At 61.8% G+C, this 20643-nt stretch carries 18 protein-coding genes; 10 read left to right on the top strand and 8 right to left on the bottom strand.

Annotated features, from left to right (window positions below):
• The 3 genes from FEZ63_RS24135 to FEZ63_RS24125 form a co-directional block, all read left to right on the top strand.
• On the top strand, positions 1 to 987 hold a 987-nt coding region (locus FEZ63_RS24135), incomplete at its 5' end, for an ATP-binding cassette domain-containing protein (protein ID WP_150949887.1).
• The gene (locus FEZ63_RS24130; protein WP_150949878.1) at positions 984 to 2123 is read left to right on the top strand and encodes a C45 family autoproteolytic acyltransferase/hydrolase; all 1140 of its coding nucleotides are present in this window, start codon (positions 984 to 986) and stop codon (positions 2121 to 2123) included. The genes FEZ63_RS24135 and FEZ63_RS24130, both read left to right, overlap by 4 nt.
• Positions 2124 to 2171: 48 nt before the next feature.
• Positions 2172 to 3326 (top strand): NAD(P)/FAD-dependent oxidoreductase, encoded by a 1155-nt coding sequence (locus FEZ63_RS24125; RefSeq protein ID WP_162419837.1) that lies wholly within the window; start codon positions 2172 to 2174, stop codon positions 3324 to 3326.
• A gap of 638 nt (positions 3327 to 3964) precedes the next feature.
• Here the strand turns inward: FEZ63_RS24125 and FEZ63_RS24120 are convergent.
• The 4 genes from FEZ63_RS24120 to FEZ63_RS24105 form a co-directional block, all read right to left on the bottom strand.
• A complete protein-coding gene (locus tag FEZ63_RS24120; RefSeq protein ID WP_150949874.1) occupies positions 3965 to 5413 on the bottom strand; it encodes an amidohydrolase family protein in 1449 nt (482 codons plus the stop codon).
• On the bottom strand, positions 5406 to 6500 hold the full coding sequence (locus tag FEZ63_RS24115) for an amino acid ABC transporter permease (RefSeq protein ID WP_150949871.1): 1095 nt from the start codon (positions 6498 to 6500) through the stop codon (positions 5406 to 5408). Before FEZ63_RS24115 ends, FEZ63_RS24120 begins: the two co-directional genes overlap by 8 nt.
• Positions 6501 to 6504: 4 nt before the next feature.
• Complete coding sequence (locus FEZ63_RS24110) at positions 6505 to 7674, bottom strand: amino acid ABC transporter permease (RefSeq protein ID WP_150949869.1); 1170 nt, start codon at positions 7672 to 7674, stop codon at positions 6505 to 6507.
• Positions 7675 to 7744: 70 nt separating this feature from the next.
• The gene (locus FEZ63_RS24105; RefSeq protein WP_201274279.1) at positions 7745 to 8767 is read right to left on the bottom strand and encodes an amino acid ABC transporter substrate-binding protein; all 1023 of its coding nucleotides are present in this window, start codon (positions 8765 to 8767) and stop codon (positions 7745 to 7747) included.
• Positions 8768 to 9454: 687 nt separating this feature from the next.
• On the opposite strand from FEZ63_RS24105, the gene FEZ63_RS24100 reads away from it, so the two are divergent.
• The 7 genes from FEZ63_RS24100 to FEZ63_RS24070 all read left to right on the top strand — a co-directional run bounded on the left by FEZ63_RS24100 (position 9455) and on the right by FEZ63_RS24070 (position 15588).
• Positions 9455 to 10642: an ABC transporter substrate-binding protein gene (locus FEZ63_RS24100; protein ID WP_244622970.1), complete on the top strand. Its 1188-nt coding sequence runs from the start codon at positions 9455 to 9457 to the stop codon at positions 10640 to 10642.
• A gap of 70 nt (positions 10643 to 10712) precedes the next feature.
• Positions 10713 to 11579, top strand: a complete 867-nt coding sequence (locus tag FEZ63_RS24095) for a branched-chain amino acid ABC transporter permease (RefSeq protein WP_150949862.1) — start codon at positions 10713 to 10715, stop codon at positions 11577 to 11579.
• 4 nt (positions 11580 to 11583) lie between these two features.
• Positions 11584 to 12558, top strand: a complete 975-nt coding sequence (locus tag FEZ63_RS24090) for a branched-chain amino acid ABC transporter permease (protein ID WP_150949861.1) — start codon at positions 11584 to 11586, stop codon at positions 12556 to 12558.
• Positions 12559 to 12562: 4 nt separating this feature from the next.
• On the top strand, positions 12563 to 13342 hold the full coding sequence (locus tag FEZ63_RS24085) for an ABC transporter ATP-binding protein (RefSeq protein ID WP_150949859.1): 780 nt from the start codon (positions 12563 to 12565) through the stop codon (positions 13340 to 13342).
• A gap of 3 nt (positions 13343 to 13345) precedes the next feature.
• Positions 13346 to 14068, top strand: a complete 723-nt coding sequence (locus tag FEZ63_RS24080; RefSeq protein WP_150949857.1) for an ABC transporter ATP-binding protein — start codon at positions 13346 to 13348, stop codon at positions 14066 to 14068.
• Positions 14069 to 14086: 18 nt separating this feature from the next.
• Positions 14087 to 14872, top strand: a complete 786-nt coding sequence (locus tag FEZ63_RS24075; protein ID WP_150949855.1) for an aspartate/glutamate racemase family protein — start codon at positions 14087 to 14089, stop codon at positions 14870 to 14872.
• Between the two features lie 11 nt (positions 14873 to 14883).
• Positions 14884 to 15588, top strand: coding sequence for a GntR family transcriptional regulator (locus FEZ63_RS24070; protein ID WP_150949853.1), 705 nt, complete (start codon positions 14884 to 14886; stop codon positions 15586 to 15588).
• Between the two features lie 298 nt (positions 15589 to 15886).
• Here the strand turns inward: FEZ63_RS24070 and FEZ63_RS24065 are convergent, their stop codons facing one another.
• From FEZ63_RS24065 to FEZ63_RS24050, 4 genes are read right to left on the bottom strand one after another with little or no spacing between them, the layout of a single operon-like run.
• On the bottom strand, positions 15887 to 16900 hold the full coding sequence (locus FEZ63_RS24065) for an ABC transporter ATP-binding protein (protein ID WP_150949850.1): 1014 nt from the start codon (positions 16898 to 16900) through the stop codon (positions 15887 to 15889).
• Positions 16884 to 17927 carry an ABC transporter ATP-binding protein gene (locus tag FEZ63_RS24060; protein ID WP_150949848.1) on the bottom strand — a complete coding sequence of 348 codons (1044 nt, stop codon included), beginning with the start codon at positions 17925 to 17927 and terminating at the stop codon, positions 16884 to 16886. The genes FEZ63_RS24065 and FEZ63_RS24060 overlap by 17 nt, the downstream gene beginning before the upstream one ends.
• Entirely contained in the window at positions 17924 to 19444 is a 1521-nt protein-coding gene (locus FEZ63_RS24055; RefSeq protein WP_150949846.1) for an amidohydrolase family protein, read from the bottom strand. Before FEZ63_RS24055 ends, FEZ63_RS24060 begins: the two co-directional genes overlap by 4 nt.
• Positions 19444 to 20640, bottom strand: a complete 1197-nt coding sequence (locus tag FEZ63_RS24050) for an amidohydrolase family protein (protein ID WP_150949883.1) — start codon at positions 20638 to 20640, stop codon at positions 19444 to 19446. Before FEZ63_RS24050 ends, FEZ63_RS24055 begins: the two co-directional genes overlap by 1 nt.
• Positions 20641 to 20643: the final 3 nt, after the last annotated feature.

Genomic DNA, 20643 nt, shown 5'->3' with positions numbered 1-20643 from the left:
ATCGTGATGCGCAAGGGCGAGATCGTCGAGGAGGGGGCAACCCGGGACCTCCTGCGCCAGCCGCGCCACCCCTATACGCAGAAGCTGCTCGCCGCCATGCCGCGGCGCCTGCCGGCGCGCGCCGTTCCGGAGGCTGGGACGCCGATCGTGGAAATCCGTGACCTCGTCGTCGATTACGGCGGGCGGCAGGGTTTCCTTCACAAGGCCGCGGGCAAACGCGCGCTTCACGGCGTGAACCTCTCGATCATGCCGCGCGAGGTGGTGGCGCTGGTCGGCGGATCGGGTTCCGGCAAGACGACGCTGGGGCGCGCCATTGCGGGTCTGCTCACGCCGAGCGGCGGTGAAATTCTCTATTCCGGACGCTCGATCATCGCCGGCAGCGAAGGGTGGAAGGATTACCGCCTGAATTGCCAGATGGTGTTCCAGGACCCGTACTCGTCCCTCGATCCGCGCATGACCATCGGAATGCTGGTGCGCGAGGCGCTGCGCCTGATGCCGCACATGAGCGGGCGCGAGAAGACCGAACGGGTGCACGAGATCCTGCGCGAGGTCGGGCTCGGGGACGGTTTCGCCGATCGCTACCCGCACGAATTGTCCGGCGGGCAACGCCAGCGCGCCGCCATTGCGCGCGCCGTCGTGCGCCGGCCGGCCTTCGTCATCGCCGACGAGCCGGTCTCGGCGCTCGACGTGACCGTGCGTGCCCAGGTGCTCGACCTGTTCGCGCACCTGCAGGATCGGCACGGCTTCTCCTGTCTCTTCATCAGCCACGACCTTGGCGTCGTCGAGCAGGTGGCCGACCGCGTCATCGTGATGGAGGCGGGACGTATCGTGGAGGAGGGCGACCGCGACACGATCTTCGATACCCCGCGGCACCCCTACACGAAGCGCCTGCTCTCGGCGATTCCCGCCCTCGAGACCGTCGCCGGCGGCGGCGTCCAGCTGAAATGGCGCATTGATGAAACTGCACCTGCTTTGGAGCTCATATGACCTCACCCATTCCTGTCATTGACATCACCGGTACGCCCGCCGAGCGCGGGTACGCCTACGGGCGGGCTGCTGCCGATCGCGTCGCGCGCAGCTTCGAGCTATATGGTGGCGCGATGGAAAAGCGCGGCGTCGCATGGAACGATGCTTTGGCTGCCGCTCCCAAGTTCTTCGACGAAATCGACAAACTCGAGCCGGCAATGGCCGAGGAGCTCCGCGGGATTGCGGAAGGTTCCGGCGTTTCGCTAGAAGGCGTCGTCATTGTCAATGCCCGCTCGGAAATCATGCACCGCCTGGCACCTAAGGCGGCCGCAATCGATTTACAGGACGGTTGCACAGGCATCATTGTCCAGCCAGAGGCGACCGCCGACAAAATTCTGATCCATGCCCAGAACTGGGACTGGATGCTTGCGGCTCGTGAGACGGTGGTGTTGTTGCGGGTCCGTGATGCCGATCACGAACTGCTGACATTCGTTGAAGCGGGCGGTCTGGCGCGCTGCGGACTGAATTCCGCAGGCCTCGCTCTAACTGGAAACTCGCTGCGAATTGACACCGCTTTGCCAGAAACAGGTCTGCCGATATCTCTGATCCGCCGGAAGGTTCTGGCCGCGCGTTCCTTCTCCGAGGCGTTGAGCGCGATTTACAAAAGCCCACGGGGTTGCGCCAACAATATGATGCTCTCTCATGCTACCGGCGAAGCCATCGACTTGGAAACTACACCACGCGAGGTGTTCTGGCTTGTTCCCAGCGACGGCCTTCTCGTTCACGCCAATCACTTCCGCAGCGAAGCCGCCCGCGCAAAACTTTACGATGCCGGGGTAGCGCTCGCGCCCGACACCTTGAGCCGTGAGTTGCGGCTAGAGCGTCTGTTGCGCGCCAGATGCGGTACGATCCGCGTGGATGACGTCATGAGCGCGTTGCACGATACGTGGGGCGCGCCCGACGGAGTGCTGACCCTCCCACAGGAAGAATGGCCCGGCGTTCTTATCGGAACGACAGCGACCATTGTCATGGTGCCGGAGCGGGGTGAGTTGTACTACTGCAACGAGCCCGATCGAAGCCCTGTGTTCCACAGAGTGTCGCTGACACAAGACATTTCTGACCAACGAGCTTCAGGGCAGCCGATCCACGCGTGCTGATGCCCAGCGCCGGATTTCTCAGCCCCCATTTTGAGGATGGACTTCCCTATGGTCGAGCGCGCAGATGTTGTAATCATTGGAGGTGGCATTGCCGGCATCAGCTTGGCTGGTCGACTGGCGCCTCACCGCGATGTGGTAGTTATCGAGATGGAGAATCATCTTGGCACTCATGCAACCGGCCGCTCCGCGGCAGTCTATATCGAAGCCTACGGATCCCGGGCAATTCGTCTCTTGAGCACGCGGAGCCGTGCCTTCTTCGAGGCCCCGCCGGCTGGCTTTTCCGCGGTGCCGCTGGTGCATCCGAGAGGCAGCTTGGTATTTGCCGGATCTGACGATCGCGATAGATTGCGCAAGGAATATGCATTGGCCGAGCGTATCACGACGGTGCAATGGCTCGATCAAGACGCCTTGCTAACCTGTTGCCCTGTGTTGCGGCCAGAAGCAGCCGCCGCTGGCTTCCTCGAACCCGGCGCACGGGATATTGACACCGATGCACTCCTCCAAGGGTTTGCTCGCATGGCGAGGCAATGCGGCACCCGCATATTGACAGGAGTTCCGGTGAGCGAGATCCGGCATGCAGGAGACTGGCTCGTGATTGCCGGTGAGTGGGAGATTCGAGCTGACGTGTTGGTCAATGCGGCAGGTGCTTGGGCGGAAGAGGTCGCTCACCGCGCGGGTTTGCCTGGCCGCGGCTTACAGCCGATGCGGCGTACAGCGGCAACACTGCCGCTGCCTCCGGACCTTGCGAGAGCGACGGCAGATTTGCCGGTCGCAACAGCGGTTGATGAAAGCTTCTACTTTAAGCCGGAGGCGGGAGACATGCTCGTTAGTCTGTCGGAGGAGACTCCGTTGCGGCCCTGCGATGCATATCCGGAGGACCTTGATATTGCGACTGCGCTCGAACGATTCCACGAAGCCACAACCGTTCCGCGGGCGCGGCCAAAGGCCAGTTGGGCTGGTTTGCGGACCTTCGCCGCCGACCGAAATCCCGTGGTCGGCTATGAGTCAACCGCGCCGGGTTTCTTCTGGTGCGCGGGGCAGGGCGGTTATGGATTGCAGACTGCACCAGCACTTTCTGCTCTCGCGGCCTCCCTTCTGCTTCAAGAATCTCTCGACTCCAGCGGAGTCGCGCTTGCGAGAGCATTGAGCCCCGAACGGTTCGGGATTGTCAATTCACTGGGAGACCGATGCTCGGCCCTCTGATGTGTAATCCTAGGCTGAGGTTTCTCGTCGCATTCGAGAAGAGGCCCGAATGCTGGGGATCGGTTGAGCCAGAGTTGATGTGATATCGCCCACGAAGCCCCGCAAGACGACGGCCGCTCGCCGCCTTCGCGGGCGTTTGGCGACCTTGGGCGGGCGTAAGGGCCGCCAAGGTCAACCCGACGAGGGCGAGCACCTCGTCTTCCGCTTTCGGAGGCAAATGCGATCTGTTGCCGACAATTTTTCGGCGCCTGAACGACCAGCAGGTCAGAGCAGATCAGTTCGCTGGAGCGGTCCTACAGCTCAGAGGGGAAACGCCGCATTTGCACGGCTACCAATCCTCGGTTTTCAACTACATCACAAGGACATCGCCGACGGTCTCACGCGAACGCTGCGTCCTATCCTGAAGGTAGGTCGCAATGGCAAGGGAAGGAACACACAGAGATCATTCAGGGGAATTGTAGGAATGGCCGAATGTCCGCTCCTGGTCGCATGCCAAGGTTTGAGCTATGGCTGTATTGCGGCGCGCAGCTGGCCTAGAGATCGACACGACCTGGAAGGGCAAAGTCGTCAACTGTGCCACCGCGTCGTTCAAGCCAAGCGACCGCGGGATTCTGAGGGTCTCGAAGCAGGAAACACCGTTAGACGCGTGCCGCGAAGCGAAGCGACCGGGGAGCGAGAGACTCAAGGGATCTCCCGCGCGTGTCGTTCTTTTCGGCCTGCCGGATCGCGCGCTTCTGCGCGTCCTGCAATTCACGGCCGGCACCCGTATAGTCCAGGTGCACGACCTGTCGGTCTTTGACAACGGCCCGGCCATCGACAAAGACATCACGAATGGCCCGCTCGGCGGCACAATGTAGCAGGTTCCGTAACGGATCATGGACCGGCTGCATGGCGGGATGTGCAAGATCGACCAGCACGAGATCCGCCTTCGCGCACGGGGCAAGCCTGCCGATGTCGGTTCTGCCAAGCGCCTTTGCTCCTCCGATCGTCGCGGCGGAAAATATGCCGGCGGTATCGAGATCGAACACGCTGCGTCCGGAGATCCGCGAGCAGATCACAGCCTCGCGCATTTCTTCCAGCATGTTGAAAGGGTAGCTGTCCGTGCCGATACCGACATTGACTCCCGCACGGCGATACGCGCCGAGGCTTTCAAGAATCATGCCGCTGCGGGCGAAGGTGACGGGACAATGAGCGACCGATGTGCCGCTCACAGCAAGACGGCCAAGGTCGTCCATTGTTCTCTGCCGCGTCCACGAATGGTGATCGAGAAAGATGCTGTGCCCGAGGATGAGGTCGGGGCCGAGAACGCCGAGACGCTCCAGCAAAGCCGGAGCTGTCTCGCCGGATCGGCGCAGCAATTCTTCGTGCTCGGCCATAGTCTGCGCGGCGTGGATGGTGATCCGCATGCCACGCTGACGGGCTTCCCCGACGGCTTCCTGAATCAGCGTCTCCGAGCAGGTCTCTATCTGGGACGGGGCAACGACGCCGTCGATGCGGCCCGAGGGATGGGCCCGTGCCCGGTCAACAAAAGCCAACGCCTCCGCATAACGTTCGCGTCCCTTCGCCTTGTTCCATTCGAAGTCGAGACGATGACTGTCCACGACACGCCATTCCGCCTCGCGAAAGCCCGGAGCGAGATAGGCGCGCAGGCCGCTTTCCGCGGCGAGATCGAGCCACTTGTCATGAGGCGAGGCGATATCGAGAAGCGTCGTCACGCCGCTGCGCATGAGGTCACCCAGCATGATTGTCTGACAGGCGACCTTCGCATCTGCATCGGAATCGACGAGGGCGGAATATTCGTAGAGCGCATTTCCCCATAGGGCCGCCGTTCCCGTATCCTCGAAAAGACCCTTGGCGATGGGCTCGTCACCGGAATGACAATGAACGTTCACCAGACCGGGTATCACCAGAAGCGACGCGCCGGGGATCTCATGATCCGCGCGGCCTTCATACCGCTCGCCGACATGCAGGATGCCCGAAGCCGAGAACGCCACATCGGCGTCCCGCCGGTAGACATGCTGGGAAGTTGTTTCCTCCCAGGCGACAACCCAGGCGGCGTTGCGGATCACGGTCGTTGTGTCAGTCATGTCCCATCCTGAAGTGGCGTTCGAGAAAACGGCTGTAGGCGCCCATAATCGTGCTGAAGAGCAGATAAACGGTGGCGGCGAACACATAGCCTTCGAGCACGGCGATACCCTGCCATTGCGGATCCCGCATAGCACTGCGGATCGTATCCAGGAAGTCGAGCAGGCCGACGATCACGACCAGCGTGGTATCCTGGAAAAACCCGATGAACAGAGTCACCAGAGGTGGGATCATGATCTTGATCGCCTGCGGCAGAACGATGAGGCGCATCATCTGCCAGTAGTGGAGTCCCATGGCGGCCGAAGCCTCGTACTGTCCCTTGGGAATGGCCTGCAGACCGCCGCGCACGATCTCCGCCACATAGGCGGCGGCAAAAAGAATAATCGCGACCTGAGCCCGCAACAATTTATCGATCGTGAATCCATCCGGCATGAAGAGCGGCAGCATGACGGACGCCATAAAAAGAATGCTGATGAGCGGAACGCCGCGCACCAGTTCGATGAACGCAATCGCGAGAACCTTGATCACCGGCAGTTTCGAGGCGCGTGCGAGCGCAAGAACAATCCCGAGCGGGAAAGCCGCCGCAAGGCCGATGAAGGACAGCATGAAGGAAAGGGGCAGCCCGCCCCATTTCGCCGTCGGCACATATTCAAGGCCGAGAACGCCGCCGAGCATCAGCCAGAAAATCACCAGCAGGGCGATGGCCCAAAATGCTGCGAGCTTGCGGCCCCAGGTAGCAGGGTTCATGGAAATCCCGCATGCGGCAAAGAAAATCGCCAGCGCCGCCACCGGGCGCCATTGTTCCTCGTAGGGATAAAAGCCAAACACCATAAAGCGGAATTTCGAGGTGATGAACGGCCAGCACGCACCCACACTCGCCTTGCAGGTGGCCGGATTACCTGAGAAGACTGCATCCAGAACCAGCCACGAGATCGCCTTGGCGGCGATCAGCGCGACCAGAGCGAGGCAGATAATGGTGATCGCCACGTTTCCGGGGGTGCCGAAATATGGCGCGAGCAGTTTGTGCAACCCGACGCCTTGACGCGGGCGGCTCTTGCGGGGGGCAAGCTCTGACTTGACGAGTTGCATGCCATTACCCCCGGAGCGCCACGCGGGCGTTGTACCAGTTCATGAATGCCGAGATGGCAAGCGACAGGGAGAGGTAAACCATCATGAAAAGCGCGATCGGTTCGATTGCCTGACCTGTCTGGTTCATCGTCGTGTTCGAAACCATGACAAGATCCGGGTAACCAATGGCGATGGCGAGCGAGCTGTTCTTGAAGACGTTGAGGTAAGTGCTCGTCATCGGCGGAATGATGACTCGCAATGCCTGCGGCAGGATCACAAGCCGCAGTGACAGGGGGCGTCGTAAGCCGAGGGAAGCGGCAGCCTCCCATTGCCCCTTCCGAATCGAGACGATGCCGCTGCGCACGATTTCAGCCACATTGGCCGATGCACTCAATGTCAGTCCGAGCAGAAGAGCCACGAATTCGGGCATGAGCTGCGCGCCGCCGGCAAGACGAAAGCGCCCGAGCTCGGGCCAGTCCACCATTACGGACGGGCGCAGTATCAGGATGGTTGCAAGAGAAGGAAGCATCAGCGCTGAGACAACGAAGGGCCAGACGCGCCGTTCGATGCCGGTCGTAATTCGCGACCGGCGAAGGGCACGGGCGATGATAATGGCGGCGACGATTCCGACCGCCAGCGCCAGCGCGATCCATGTCAGTTCGTCCGAGCAAGTGATGGAGGGAATGACGAGGCCGCTATTGCTTAAATACACGGCCGGCAAAATCTGGAATGCCTGCCGCACCGGCGGCAATGCGGTGATGATGATCGCATACCAAAGGAACAGGAATAACAGCAGCGGAACATTCCTGAGAATCTCCACATAGACCATTGCGATCCGCGACAGCAGCGGATTGGACGAGAGCCGCCCGACCCCAACGAGCGTGCCGATCACGGTTGCGAAAATGGCGGCGGCGGATGACACGCGGACAGTGTTCAGGATGCCGACGAGAAGGGCGCGCACATAGGTGTCGGATGGTTGATAGGCGATGGGCGACTGACTGATGACGAAGCCGGCTTCGCGGCTAAGATAGGAGAAGCCGGTCGCGATGTTCTGCCGAGCAAGGTTCTCGGAAGCGTTAGCGAACAGGAAATACGCAATCAGGACGACGGCCGCGCCACAGGCGACCTGATAGAAGATCGCGCGCGCGCGGAGGTTATAAATAATGCGCCACGGGCTTTCCGGTGCGACATGCATCTCTTGTCCCCGCGGGCAGAGTAATGGATACAAGGCGGCGCCACCGGCGCCGCCTGCTCTCTGGTGAGAATCAACGGAAGGGCGGGGCGTAGAGAAGGCCGCCCTTCGTCCATTGCTGGTTCGGGCCACGGGTTAGCCCGAGAGGAGTCTCTTCGCCGAGGTTGCGTTCGAATACGTCGCTGTAATTGCCGACGCCCTTGACGATGTTGTAAGCCCATTTGTTGTCAAGGCCGATCATCTTGCCAAGGTCCCCAGTTACGCCCAGCATGCGCTGGATTTCAGGATCCTGGCTGGTCAGTTGCTGATCCACGTTGTCTTTCGTGATGCCTTTTTCCTCCGCGGCAATCAGCGCATAGACAGCCCAGCTGACAATATCACGCCAGTTCGAATCTCCCTGCCGCACTGCGGGAGCGAGCGGCTCCTTGGATATCGTTTCAGGCAGCACGACGAAGTCAGCCGGATTGTTGGCGACAGCGCGGATCGAGGCAAGATCGGAGCGGTCGCTGCTTGTGGCGTCGCATCGGCCAGAGAAGAAGGCATTTCGATTTTCGTCCGGGTTCTCGAAGACCACGGATTCGAATTTCTTGTTGTTGGCGCGGAAAAAGTCAGCAAGATTCTGCAGGGTCGTTGTGCCCGGCAGGATGCAGATGGCTGCTCCGGCGAGGTCCTTGGCGCTTTCGATTTTGAGCTGTTTCGGGACCATCAGTCCCTGCCCGTCGTAGAAAACGGTCGGGCCGAAATCGAGACCAAGCGAATTGTCGCGCGAGAATGTCATCGTCGTCTGGCGCGACAGTACATCGATCTCGCCGGACTGAAGGACTTGGAAACGGGTGTTGATATTGGTTGGAACGAAATCAACCTTGTCCGGCGCGCCGTACACCGCAGCTGCCACCGCCCGGCAGACGTCGACGTCGAAACCGGTCATCACACCCTTCGAGTCGGGAACGGCGAACCCTGGCGTGGGTTGCGAGACGCCGCAGATCAGTTTGCCGCGTTTCGTGACGGCATCGAGCGTGGCCTGAGCCGACGCGGGCGACGTTACACTCGTCAGAAATGCAGTGGCGAGCCCTGCCAACAGCATCCTTGTCGTCATACGTTTCATAGGCCTTCCTCCATTATCGCGTTCATTGCGCGATCCTCGTTAGGCCAACGCCCGCAAGAGCGGCCGCTTTGACATTCCAGCGGCATATCGACGGCGCCCACCCGGACGTTCCAAACCAAACTTTTAGGTATTGTATACGGTGTTGCGCCTAGATTTTAATCGTAAACGATGAACTACATGGTTTCGAATGTGTGCGGTTCAGGCGTTCTTTGAACACAAATTATAGACATATCGTATACAGTCAAGGCACAGGTGTTTGAGCTTGCTCTGGTCGGCTTGAGGCGCACCGGCGAGCGCCGCTCTCTGGCAATTCGTCCATAAGCGGTGGCGGTCAAATACCTCGAGGATGAACTGTCTCATCGGTCGCCTTGGCGGCGAGCAACATCACGACCGATTTCCAACAGCGGGGATGTCACGTCCCTCCGGCGCTCGCGGCGCTTTGCGCACCGAGCCGATGGGCCGGCAGATGGCTTCATGGAAGTTTCGCTGCACGACGGGCGCTGGATGGTCTCGCTTCTCCTATTCCCGCGCAATCGGCCCGTCTCGTTGTATCCAAAACTATGAAGAATTGTTGACATTACCGCGTTTTGGCTCTTGGCTTTGAATCGCTGGGCGCCCGACACAGTTATAAAGAGGTCGAGCGACCGGACGGAGGGAAGAGCAATGAGCACTAGGCGAATGGCAACTAAAGCAATCGCGCTCGTGGCGGCATCTATCCTTGCTGTTATAGCGGGCGAGATATCCCAGGCTGAGGCAGCCAATAAGGAACTGAAAATCGGATTTGTCGGCGTGACCAGCGGGCCAGCGGCAGCGTGGGGCACGTCGAATGTTCGCTCGATGCAGACCCGAGCCGCATGGCTGAACGAGACCGGCGGCGTCAAGATCGGCGACACGACTTACGACATTAACATTGTTTCATTCGACGACCAGAAGGACCCGAAGCGCGCCATCGCCGGTATGGAAAAGATGGCGCAGGAAGGTATCCATTACGTGGTTGGCCCGAACGTTGATGACGGTGCGGCCGCGGTGCGCCCAGTCGCCGAGAAGGCCGGGATTATCTACTTCCCCTACGCCTTTCCGAAAGAGCTCTATGTGACACCGGCATCGAATGCGGTGCTCGGCATGATTGCGAGCTACCAGTCGGGACCAGCGATTTACAAGTATTTGAAGGATAAGAGGGGCGTAAAGACAGTCGCATTCGTTGCGGCGAATGAATCCGATCCTCTCAGTCAACGTGACAGCGGCGTGGCCGCAGCCAAGGCGCTCGGCCTGCAAGTTGTCGCCGAGAAGGACACTTACCAGAACGACACGCGGGACTTCACGCCGGTGCTAACTCCGATCGTAAAATTGAAGCCGGACCTTCTCGTTCTCTCCGGCGTCGCGCCCGCGAACGCGCCGCTTCTTATCCGCGCCGCACGGGAGCTCGGCTACAAGGGACTCATCTCGACCGAGACGGCTCAGGACGCCAAGGTGTTGCAAGAAGGCGCGGGCGAACTCGCTAACGGATTCATCTCGGTTGGCGGTGCCTCGACGCCGGAAATCCGCTCGCCAGCGATGAACGAGTTCATCGACCGCTACACCAAGATGTTTGGCGAATACAACGACGAGTCAAACACCAAGGTCTACGCACTCGAATACATCCTCGAGACGCTGAAGGCGAACCCGAAGGCGATTGACAACGTCGAGGAATTCAAGAGGACAATGGATTCGTTCTCCGCTCCGAACCCCTTCATGATTGGGGACAACAAGCTGAGATATGTCGGTTCGACCTCATTCGGCCAGAAGCGCCAGGTGGCCGTGCCAATGGTGGTGAACGAATACAGCGACGGAAAGTTCAAGACGCTGTTCGTTGGCGAAGTCGACTGACTCCATTCCGGGCCCTCGTGGTTGAGCGGGCTCCGCGTCGACGCTGAGCCCGCTCGGTCGGATTTTTTCCATGGCACAGGTGATCGCAAACGGGGTGTATCTTGGGGCGCAATACGCGCTGATCGCCCTCGGGCTGACCCTTATCTTCGCACTGATGAACGTTCTGAATTTTGCGCACGGACAGATGTACGTGCTCGGCGGGTTCATTACCTACACCGCCTATGGACAGCTCGGCCTGCCCTTCATCGTAGCGCTTCTGGCATCGGGAGTGACCCTCGGCGTCATCGGCGCCCTTATCGAGAAGCTCCTGTTCCGGACGGTGATCCGGCGAAGTGTCCGCGAGGAGAGCACGATGCTGCTCGCGGCCGCAGTCGCCTACTTTCTCGACGCGGTAATCCTGCTCCTCTTCGGCGAGAAGCAGCGGGGCGTGCCGAAGATTGTCAACGGCGTGTTCGTGTCGGACGCGCTGATCATGCCTTATGACCGGCTGCTGATTGGCGCGCTCGCCGTCCTCTTCATCGGCGCCTTCATGCTGTTCATGCAGTTCAGCAAGCCCGGACGGGCAATGCGCGCGCTGGCACAAGACCGCGTCGCCGCCCAGCTGATGGGCGTGCGCGTCGATCGTTACTCGATGATCGGTTTTGCCCTCGGCGCCATGCTCGCAGGCGTTGTCGGTGGTCTCCTCGTCGCGATCACAGGCGTTAATTCGGGCATCGGCGGACCGATCTCGATCAAGGCCTTCTTGATGGTCATGATCGGGGGCGCCGGAGTCGTGGGCGGAGCGATCGCGGGCGGTTTCATCCTGGGTATGATCGAGTCGGTCGGGCTGAGCGTCCTCCATGCCTACGGCGATATCACTTATCTGGTCATCTTCGCGGCCCTGATGGTGTTCCTGAGCATTCGTCCAAATGGGTTGATGGGCAAGCCTTGGGGGTGAGCGCATGTCGTCGACATCAAAGCTTTTCTCGGCCTTGGCATTTCTCCTCGTAACGCTCGTCGCGGTCCCTTGGCTGATCACGGTCACGCGACGCTTGGATCTCTACTACACGCTCACATCGGTCGCTCTGCTCGCCATTGCGAGCGGCGGCGTCTGGCTCACATTCTACATCGGGCGTATCAACATCGGTCAGGCCGCCTTTGCGCTGATGGGTGGCTATGTCTCGGCCATCCTTGTCGTCACCTATGGCGTACCGTTCTGGCTGACTCTGCCTCTCGCGGGTCTTTTCTGCGCCGTCGCAAGCATCCTGATCGGCCTGCCCATCCTGCGGCTGCGCGGCGTGTACTTCGCGATGGTGACGCTCGTGCTGACCGAAGTCGCGCGGCTCCTGGCGCTCGCCCTGCCCGTGACGAATGGCGCCAAGGGTCTCGTCAACATCCCACTTCCCGGTTCGACCACGCTATTCGGCGTCACGCTCATTCCGGATTTTGCCACGCTCGCCAATCCCCGACTGACCTTCTACTTGATCTCTGTCGTGTTGATGGTGATCTGCTACGCCGGGCTCTATCGGCTGGTCCATTCCCGTGTGGGCCGGCTCTGCCTGTCGCTGCAGCAGAACGAGGAGCTTGCCTCTTCGATCGGTGTCAACGTCGCCTATCTGCGCGTCGTCATCTATGCGGTCTCATCCCTTCTTGGCGGTCTTGGCGGGGCGATGTTCGTCGCCATCTCGCAATCGATCTATCCGTCGAGCTTTACCATCACCGACTCCATCAACTTCATGCTGAACTGCTTCCTCGGCGGCCTCGGTTATGTGTTCGGGCCGATTCTGGGCACCTTTCTCCTTTATTTTGGCTGGGACCTCCTCTTCCAGACCGGCCGGTTGCAGCTCCTGATCTTCTCTTCGGTTCTCATCGCTCTGATGTTGATCCTGCCGAACGGCCTCCTCAGCCTTCGCCTCTTTCGACGATCCAAGGGGTGAGGCGATGGACGATCTCCTGCAGATTTCCAGGCTGACCAAGCAGTTCGGAGGACTTGTCGCCGTGAGCGACGTGTCGTTCTCGGTGCGCGAGGGCGAAATCCTCTCGATCATTGGGCCGAATGGAGCCGGCAAGTCCACGCTATTCAAGCTCGCATCTTCCTTCCTGCGGCCGACTGCCGGCGAAGTGCGCTTCAGGGGCGAGCGTATCTCGGGACTCGCACCCCACGTCGTTGCCCGCAGGGGGGTCGTCCGGACGTTTCAGGAGACGACGATCTTCAAGGGCATGACGGTGCGCGAAAACGTCATCATCGCCCATCAACTCCGCGCAAACGCGAGCCTTCTCGGCTACTATTTCGCGTCATCGGTCGCCCGGCGGGACGAGGCGGAGTTCGGCCGTTCCGCTGACGAGATCCTCGCGTTTCTCGGCCTCGACGGAATCAGGAACGACCCGGCTGTGACACTGCCACACGGGCATCTTCGGGCGCTCGGCATCGCGATCGGCCTCGCGACGAATCCCACGGTCCTCCTCCTCGACGAGCCCTTTGCGGGCATGAACCATGACGAGACAATGCGGGCGGTCGAGATCGTGCTCGGTGTGCGCCGGCGCGGTGTCACCGTGCTCCTGGTCGAGCATGACATGCCCGCGGTCATGCAGATTTCCGATCGGATCGTGGTGTTGAACTTCGGCGAGAAGATCGCCGAAGGAACCCCTGCCGAGATCCAGCAGAACCAGAAGGTCATCGAAGCCTATCTTGGCGTCGAAGACGAATCGATCGGAATTTGAGGCGTGGACAAGCTTCTGACCTTCAGCGACGTCGAACTATACTATGACAATGTCCATGCCCTGAAGGGTGTGTCGCTCGACATGGACGAAGGCGAGACGGTCGCCTTGATCGGGGCAAACGGTGCCGGCAAGTCGTCGGTACTGCGGGCGATCACCGGGTTGAAGCGGATCAGGTCGGGTGAAATCGTCTATCAGGGCGAGCGCATTGACGCTCGCGAGCCGGACGAGATCGTCAGGATGGGTATCGCAATGGTGCCGGAAGGCCGGCGCGTCTTCCCTTACATGTCGGTCAAGGACAATCTTCTGATGGGAGCCTTCACGCGTATCGACCGGACCGGCATCACCGCGACGCTCGACATGGTCCTCGATCGCTTCCCTCGTCTCAAGGAACGCTATTCGCAGGCTGCGGGAACCATGAGCGGTGGCGAGCAGCAGATGCTGGTGATTGGCCGCGCGCTCATGGCCAGACCGCGCCTGCTGCTGCTCGATGAGCCATCCCTCGGCCTCGCGCCGAAACTCGTCCAGGCTATCGCCCGGTCCATCGTGGCCATCAACCGCGACGCGAAAGTGAGCGTGCTCCTCGTCGAGCAGAATTCCCGCATGGCGCTGCGGATTTCCCAACGCGCCTACGCACTTTCAACCGGCAGGATCGCCCTCTCCGGGAGGTCATCGGAGATACTGAACGACGAGCGCGTCCGGCATCTCTACCTCGGCGGCGAACTGTAGGAACGGAAGGAGAACGCCATGCGCATACTTGTCGTCAATCCGAACACGACGGCCGCGATGACCGACAAGATCGGAGCGGCTGCCGCCGCCGCCGCCTCAAGCGGCACCGAAATCGTCGCCGTCAATCCGGATTTCGGTCCTCCAAGCATCGAGGGCTATTTCGATGAGGCTTTCTCAGTCCCCGGCCTCATCGACGCGATCTGCAAAGCGCGCGGCATTGACGCTTACGTCATCGCCTGCTTCGACGACACTGGGCTCGACGCGGCGCGCTGCATCACCGACGCGCCGGTGATCGGGATCGGTGAGGCGGCCTTCCATATGGCCACCCTTCTCGCGGGTCGGTTTAGCGTCGTCACGACTTTGCCGCGTTCAGTGCCCGCGATTGAGCACAATCTGGCCCGTTACGGACTTGCATCACGCTGTGCTAGGGTGCGCGCCGCTAACGTACCAGTGCTCAACCTTGAGGCGGTCGGGTCGGACGCCCATCAGCGCATCTCCGACGAGATCCGCTTGGCAATCCGCGACGATCGTGCCGAAGCGATTGTGCTCGGCTGCGCCGGCATGGCGGATCTCGCCTCCGCGCTCTCGCACGCGCACGATGTTCCGGTCCTCGATGGTGTGGTATGCGCTGTCAAGCTCGCGGAGAGCCTCGTCGCGCTTGGTCTCAAGACCTCCAAGTCCGGCGGTTACGCGATGCCACGGGCAAAGCGGTATTCAGGTGGGTTCGCGCGCTTTTCTCCGGCCGGGAACAACGATAGGGCAAGCGACGGCGAATTGGCGCCGCCGGCAACAAACGGCACATGAAAGCAGTGGCGATGCAGCCTAGCAAGACGACATCTCCGTCAGGGACGAAACCGCCTCTTCGGTGGCCCGCGGTTTATACCGCGCTGAAGGAGGCTATCCTGTCCCACCGGCTCGTGCCGGGCACAAAACTGCCGGAAGACGAACTGGCAACGATCTATTCGGTGAGCCGTACGATCGTTCGGTCGGCCCTTCAGGGACTGGCCCATGATCGTCTGGTCAAGATCGAACCAAACCGGGGCGCCTTTGTCGCCCAGCCGTCGAAGAAGGAGGCGCGAGAGGTCTTCGAAGCCAGGGCACTGATCGAACCCCGGGTCGCGGCCCTCGCTGCGGAAATCGCTAAGCCAGCCGATGTCGCGGGATTGCGCCGCCATCTTGAGGATGAGCACGAGGCCGTCCGGACCGGCAATGACAGCAAGGCAATCATCCTTTCCGCACGGTTTCACGTGGCGGTGGCGACCATTGCGGATCATTCCATCCTGACGGAATTTGTCACCGACCTCGTGTCCCGCTCGTCTCTCATCATCGCACTCTACTGGCGCCGGCATGAAACGACATGCGAAAGCCACGCCCACCACCAGCTGGTCGATGCGATTGCCGACCATCAGCCACAGAAGGCGTCCGACCTCATGAACAGCCATTTGGTCGACCTTCTTGCAGGTCTTGACCTGACGCTCAGCGATACGAAGCCGAAGAGTCTCGCAGAAATGCTTCGATAGGTCAGCCATCGAAGCATTTGTCATGGCGTCCCGATCCTAACCAAGGTGCTGCAACACAGCCTGTTCATCACCGACTACCTTATCGCGGCGGGCGAGGCGGCTCGAAAGTCGTTGGTCTCACCATGGCGAGCCTGATGGCCTTTGACCTCGACCGAGATGGCGGCGTGCATATCGAGCGCGAATTGCCGCCATGCTCGAAAACCGCCTCGGCTCCGAGGGAATGCGCATGGTGTGAGCGGGCTTTCCCGGCTCAACCGTCCTGTGATGCGGCTTCTCGCCTGCACGCCCGATTGGCTTGTTACGTACCGGGAACCGCTTCGACCGGGCGGCCCGCCAGAGCGTCGGCCCAGTCCAGAGCGAAGCAGGCGACCCGGGCACCGTCTGCCGTTTCACGCAATTCCGGCCGCTCGGCACGGCATTTGTCGCGCGCAAGGGGGCAGCGCGGGTGAAAGGTGCAGCCTGGCGGTGGGTCGATCGGGCTCGGAACTTCGCCTCCCAGCGGCTGGCGCTGGCGATTGGGCGCCTCGACATCCGGAATCGTCTCCAGCAGCAGGCGCGTATAGGGATGGCGCGGATTGGCAAAGAGCGTTTCCGCATCTGCCTCCTCCACCAGACGGCCCAGATACATCACGGCGACACGGTCCGACATGTGTCGGACGACCGAGAGATTGTGGCTGATGAAAACGTAGGTGAGGCCGAACTCGGATTGCAGCTCACGCATCAGATTGAGAATCTGGGCTTGCACGGAGACATCGAGGGCAGATGTCGGTTCGTCGCAAACCAAAAACTCCGCTTCGGTCGCGAGAGCCCGCGCGATCGAGATGCGCTGGCGTTGGCCGCCCGAGAACTCATGCGGAAATTTCCTGCCGTCGGCGGGGGACAATCCGACGAGCAGCAGGAGTTCATCGACACGCTTTTGGGTCGATGCCGCATCCAGCCGCAGCTTCAAGGTCCGGATCGGTTCGGCGATGATATCGCTCACACGCCAGCGTGGATTGAGGCTGGCATAGGGATCCTGAAAAATCATCTGGATTCGCAAGGCGCCCTGCGCGCCCTCACCGAATACGATGCTGCCGCTCGTCGGTCGGTTCAGTCCGACGAGCAGACGAGCGATCGTCGACTTGCCGCAGCCGGACTCGCCGACGATGCTCAATGTGCGGCTGCGGTCGACCGAGAAGCTGACGCCGTCCACGGCCTTGAGCAGCAGGCGCGACCGACCTTCCAACACCCGGTTCAGGAGCGGGGCCGAGATGTCGAACCAGCAGGCGAGATCCTTGACGACGAGCAGAGGTCGATCACCGGCCGGCAGCATGGCTCACTCCTCCTTGATGCAGCCAGCAGGCCGCGGATGTGGTTGCGCCCGACACGGGTGCGAGGTCGGGGCGGGCGATGCCGCATCGCGGGCCTGCATCCGGGCAGCGTGGATGGAAGGCGCATCCATCGGGCATGGCATGGAGGCGAGGCATTGCCCCCTCGATCTGGCTGAGCCGCTCCGCGCGCTGGCGGAGCCCGGGGATCGAACGCATGAGCCCGCGCGTGTAGGGATGGCGGGGATTGCGAATGATGTCGAGCACCGGGCCGATCTCGACGATACGGCCAGCATACATGACGGCGACGCGATCGGCCGTCTCGGCGATGACGCCCATGTCATGGGTCACGAGGAGAACAGCCGTGCCGTGTTCCCTGCACAGGCGCTTCAGAAGCGCCGTGATCTGGGCCTGGATCGAGACGTCGAGAGCCGTTGTCGGTTCGTCGGCGACAACGAGACAGGGATTGGCTGCGAGTGCGAGCGCGATGACGACGCGTTGCCGCATGCCGCCGGAAAACTGATGGGGATAGTGATCGACGCGCTCGTCGGCAGCCGGGATCCCCACCTCCTTGAGCAGAGTCAGCGCCCGCATCCGGCCCTCTTTGGCGGAAACGCCGAGATGAAAGCAGATCGTTTCGGTCAGTTGCGCTCCCACGGTGAAGAGCGGATGGAGGCTCGTCAGCGGGTCCTGGAAGATCGCGCCGATCTTGCGGCCGCGGATCAGCTGGCGCTTGCGTGGCGGCAGATCGTCGATGCGCGTGCCTTCGAGCCTGATCTCGCCCGCCGCGAGCCGTCCAGGCGGATCGAGGAGGCCGATGATGGCCATGCCGGTCAGGGACTTGCCCGCGCCGGATTCACCTACCATCCCGAGGATCTCGCCGGGCGCAATATCGAACGATACGCCGTCTGTTGCGACGAGCGTGCCGCGGCGAGTCGGAAACTCGACGCGCACATCACGGACTTCGAGGACGGCCCGATCAGTCGAAGGCGGGGGCGCAAAAACCGAAGCTGACGGATCGTGATAGGTCATGCCGTGCTCGCTGTCCTGGGGGCCAAACGGGGATAGCTCGACGAGAAGATCTCCTCGACCGGCGGATGTTTCCACGTCCGCTCGGGATAACGTGAGACCAGCCGATCGAACTGTTCTTGCGCGCGCGCCTGCGCCGCGGCTGCGTCGAAGCCGGGGATGACGCCGTCCGCCATGACGAAGCGGCCGTCGATCACGACCGTGTTCACGTCGCGTCCCGAGCCGCTGATCATCAGGGTCTGCACCGGATCGATCACCTGCCCGATGCGATCGTGGCCGAGGTCGAAGACGACAAGATCCGCCTTGGCTCCCGGCATCAGCCGGCCCAGGTCGGGGCGGCGCAGCGCATCGGCACCGCCGATGGTCGCCGCATCGTAGTAATGCTCGGAGCGGACCGTCTGCGTCGAAGCGTCGGCGACGCGGCACAGCATCATGCCGACCTGCATGTTCAGCACCATGTCGGCGGGCCAGGTGTCGGTGCCGAGGCCGACCTTCAGGCCCATGGCGCGATACCGGGAAAACGACTCGATCGTGCTGCCGTGGCGGGCCGAAACCAGCGGACAATGCACGATGCTGGCGCCCGCGTCCCGAATGAGTTCGAGGTCGCGGCCCGGTCGATCGATGCGGCTCGATCCGGAGACATAGGTGCCGTGTGGGAGCAGGGCCCGCTCTGACAGGAAGCCGAGGCTCTGCAGCCATTCGGGAGGACTCATGCCATGTTGGTGCAGCACCGCATCGTATTCGAACTTCGACTGGCAGCAATGCAGGCGGATCGGCACGTCGAGGTCGCGCGCCGCAGCCGCTGAACGCGTCAGCAGTTCGCTCGTGCAGGTTTCGATGCGGTCGGGCGCCAGCATGGAGCGCACCAGACCGTGATGCTGCCCCTCGAATGTCCGACAGAAGCGGATCGCTTCATCAAGCCCGGCGAGGCCACGCGCCTCATCGTAGTGGAACGCGATGCGCCCGTCATCCTCGACGAAGGTGTTGCCGGTGCGATAGGCCGGTCCGAGATAAACGCGCAGGCCAAGGTCTCCTGCGGCTGCCGCTGCCGCCTCGAATTCGCCCCAGGTCTCGCCCCACTCGCGATAGAATAACGACGCGATCGGAAGCGCCGTCGTGATGCCGTTGCGAATGAGCTGGGCGAAGGCGTAGCGTTTCTGGAACGCCAACTCGTCGGGCGTGTACATCTCATACGGCCCGCGATCCATATAGGTCTTCGGCCAGATGCGCCCCTTTTCCCAGGACGGCTGGTTGTCATAACCGAGGATCGTCGTGTCGAGATCCGACAGCGCATCGAGATCGATGAAGCCGGGCCCGATCAGCGCGTCGCCGAAATCGATCCGACGCGCCACCTCGCCCCCGTAGTCGTGCCCGACGAAGATGATTCTGTCGCCGTCGAACACCACTTCGCCGCGGTCGAGCAGGCGATGACCGCCGGCATCATGGCCGACGACCCACCGCGCGGTCACGAGCACCGGTCCGTCGACGCGGCCGAGGGGCAGGGGGACCGGGCGCGTCATCAGGGAGCCTCCATCGTCGCCACGCCGTTGCGGGCGGAGACGCGACCGTTCTTCACCACGAGCTTGCGTTGCGGCCGGCCGGCCACCGCCTCTGCGATGGTTTCCGCGTCGACGAGAACGAAATCAGCTCTGCAGCCGGGCTTCAGTCCGTATCCATCAAGCGCCATCACCTTGGCGCCGCCATAGGTGCAGATGTCGAGCGCCAGCTCCAACTCGTCGTCGCGGCGGAAATTGTTGCGCAATCCGATGAGCATGGCGCGCTCCAGCATGTCGCCGTTGCCATAGGGACCCCACGTGTCGCGGATGCCGTCCGACCCGGCGCACACTGTGATCCCCGCCTCGACGAGACGCTTCACCGGCGGCGCAGGGCGCGAGGCCGGGGCCGTCGTCATGATGTGGATGCCCGCGTCCCGCAGCCCATCGATCAACGCGCCGACGGCAACAGGATCGGGCATGCCCAGGCAGAAGGCATGGCTGAGGGTGACTTTGCCCTGCATTCCGAGCGCCTTCGTGCGCTCGATGGTCAGCTCGGTGGCAAATGCCCCGAGTTCGCCGGCCTCGTGCAGATGGATATCGACGGGACGGCCATAGCGCTGCGCCAGACCGAAGATCACATCGAGATGGCCCTTGGGGTCGCGGTCCATGCCGGAGGGATCAAGCCCGCCGACCACTTCGGCCCCCATGCGCAGCGCCTCCTCCATCAACTCGACCGTTCCCGGACGCACCAGCATGCCACTCTGAGGAAAGGCGACGATCTCGACGTCGACGATGTCGCGATAGCGCTCGCGGGTCGCCATCACGCCTTCGATTCCGGACAGACCGATCTCGGTATCGACGTCGACATGGGTTCGGATATGCGTCGTGCCGTGGCCGACCGAGAGCACGATCTGACGCGCGGATTGGCGGGCGGGATCGATGCCGAGGATCTTCTTCTGCGCCCGCTCGTTGTCGATCTTGTCGATCAGCCGCGGCCCGACCTCGTTGCGATACCACCCCATGCCGTAGACCGTCTTGTCGAGATGGGTATGCGCCTCGACAAGACCGGGCAGCATCAACGCGCCGCCGCCATCGACCACGTCGGCACCCTCGGCATTGGCAGCCGTTCCGATCGACGCGATGCGTCCGTCGCGGACGAGGACATTGGTTGCCGCCGCGCCGGCTGGTCTGACATTGGTGAAGAGCGCGTTCGTTTGCATCAT

Origin of the sequence: Microvirga brassicacearum, from assembly GCF_008757455.1 — a bacterium.
GTDB lineage: Bacteria > Pseudomonadota > Alphaproteobacteria > Rhizobiales > Beijerinckiaceae > Microvirga > Microvirga brassicacearum.
This window is presented reverse-complemented; position numbering and strand designations above follow the sequence as displayed.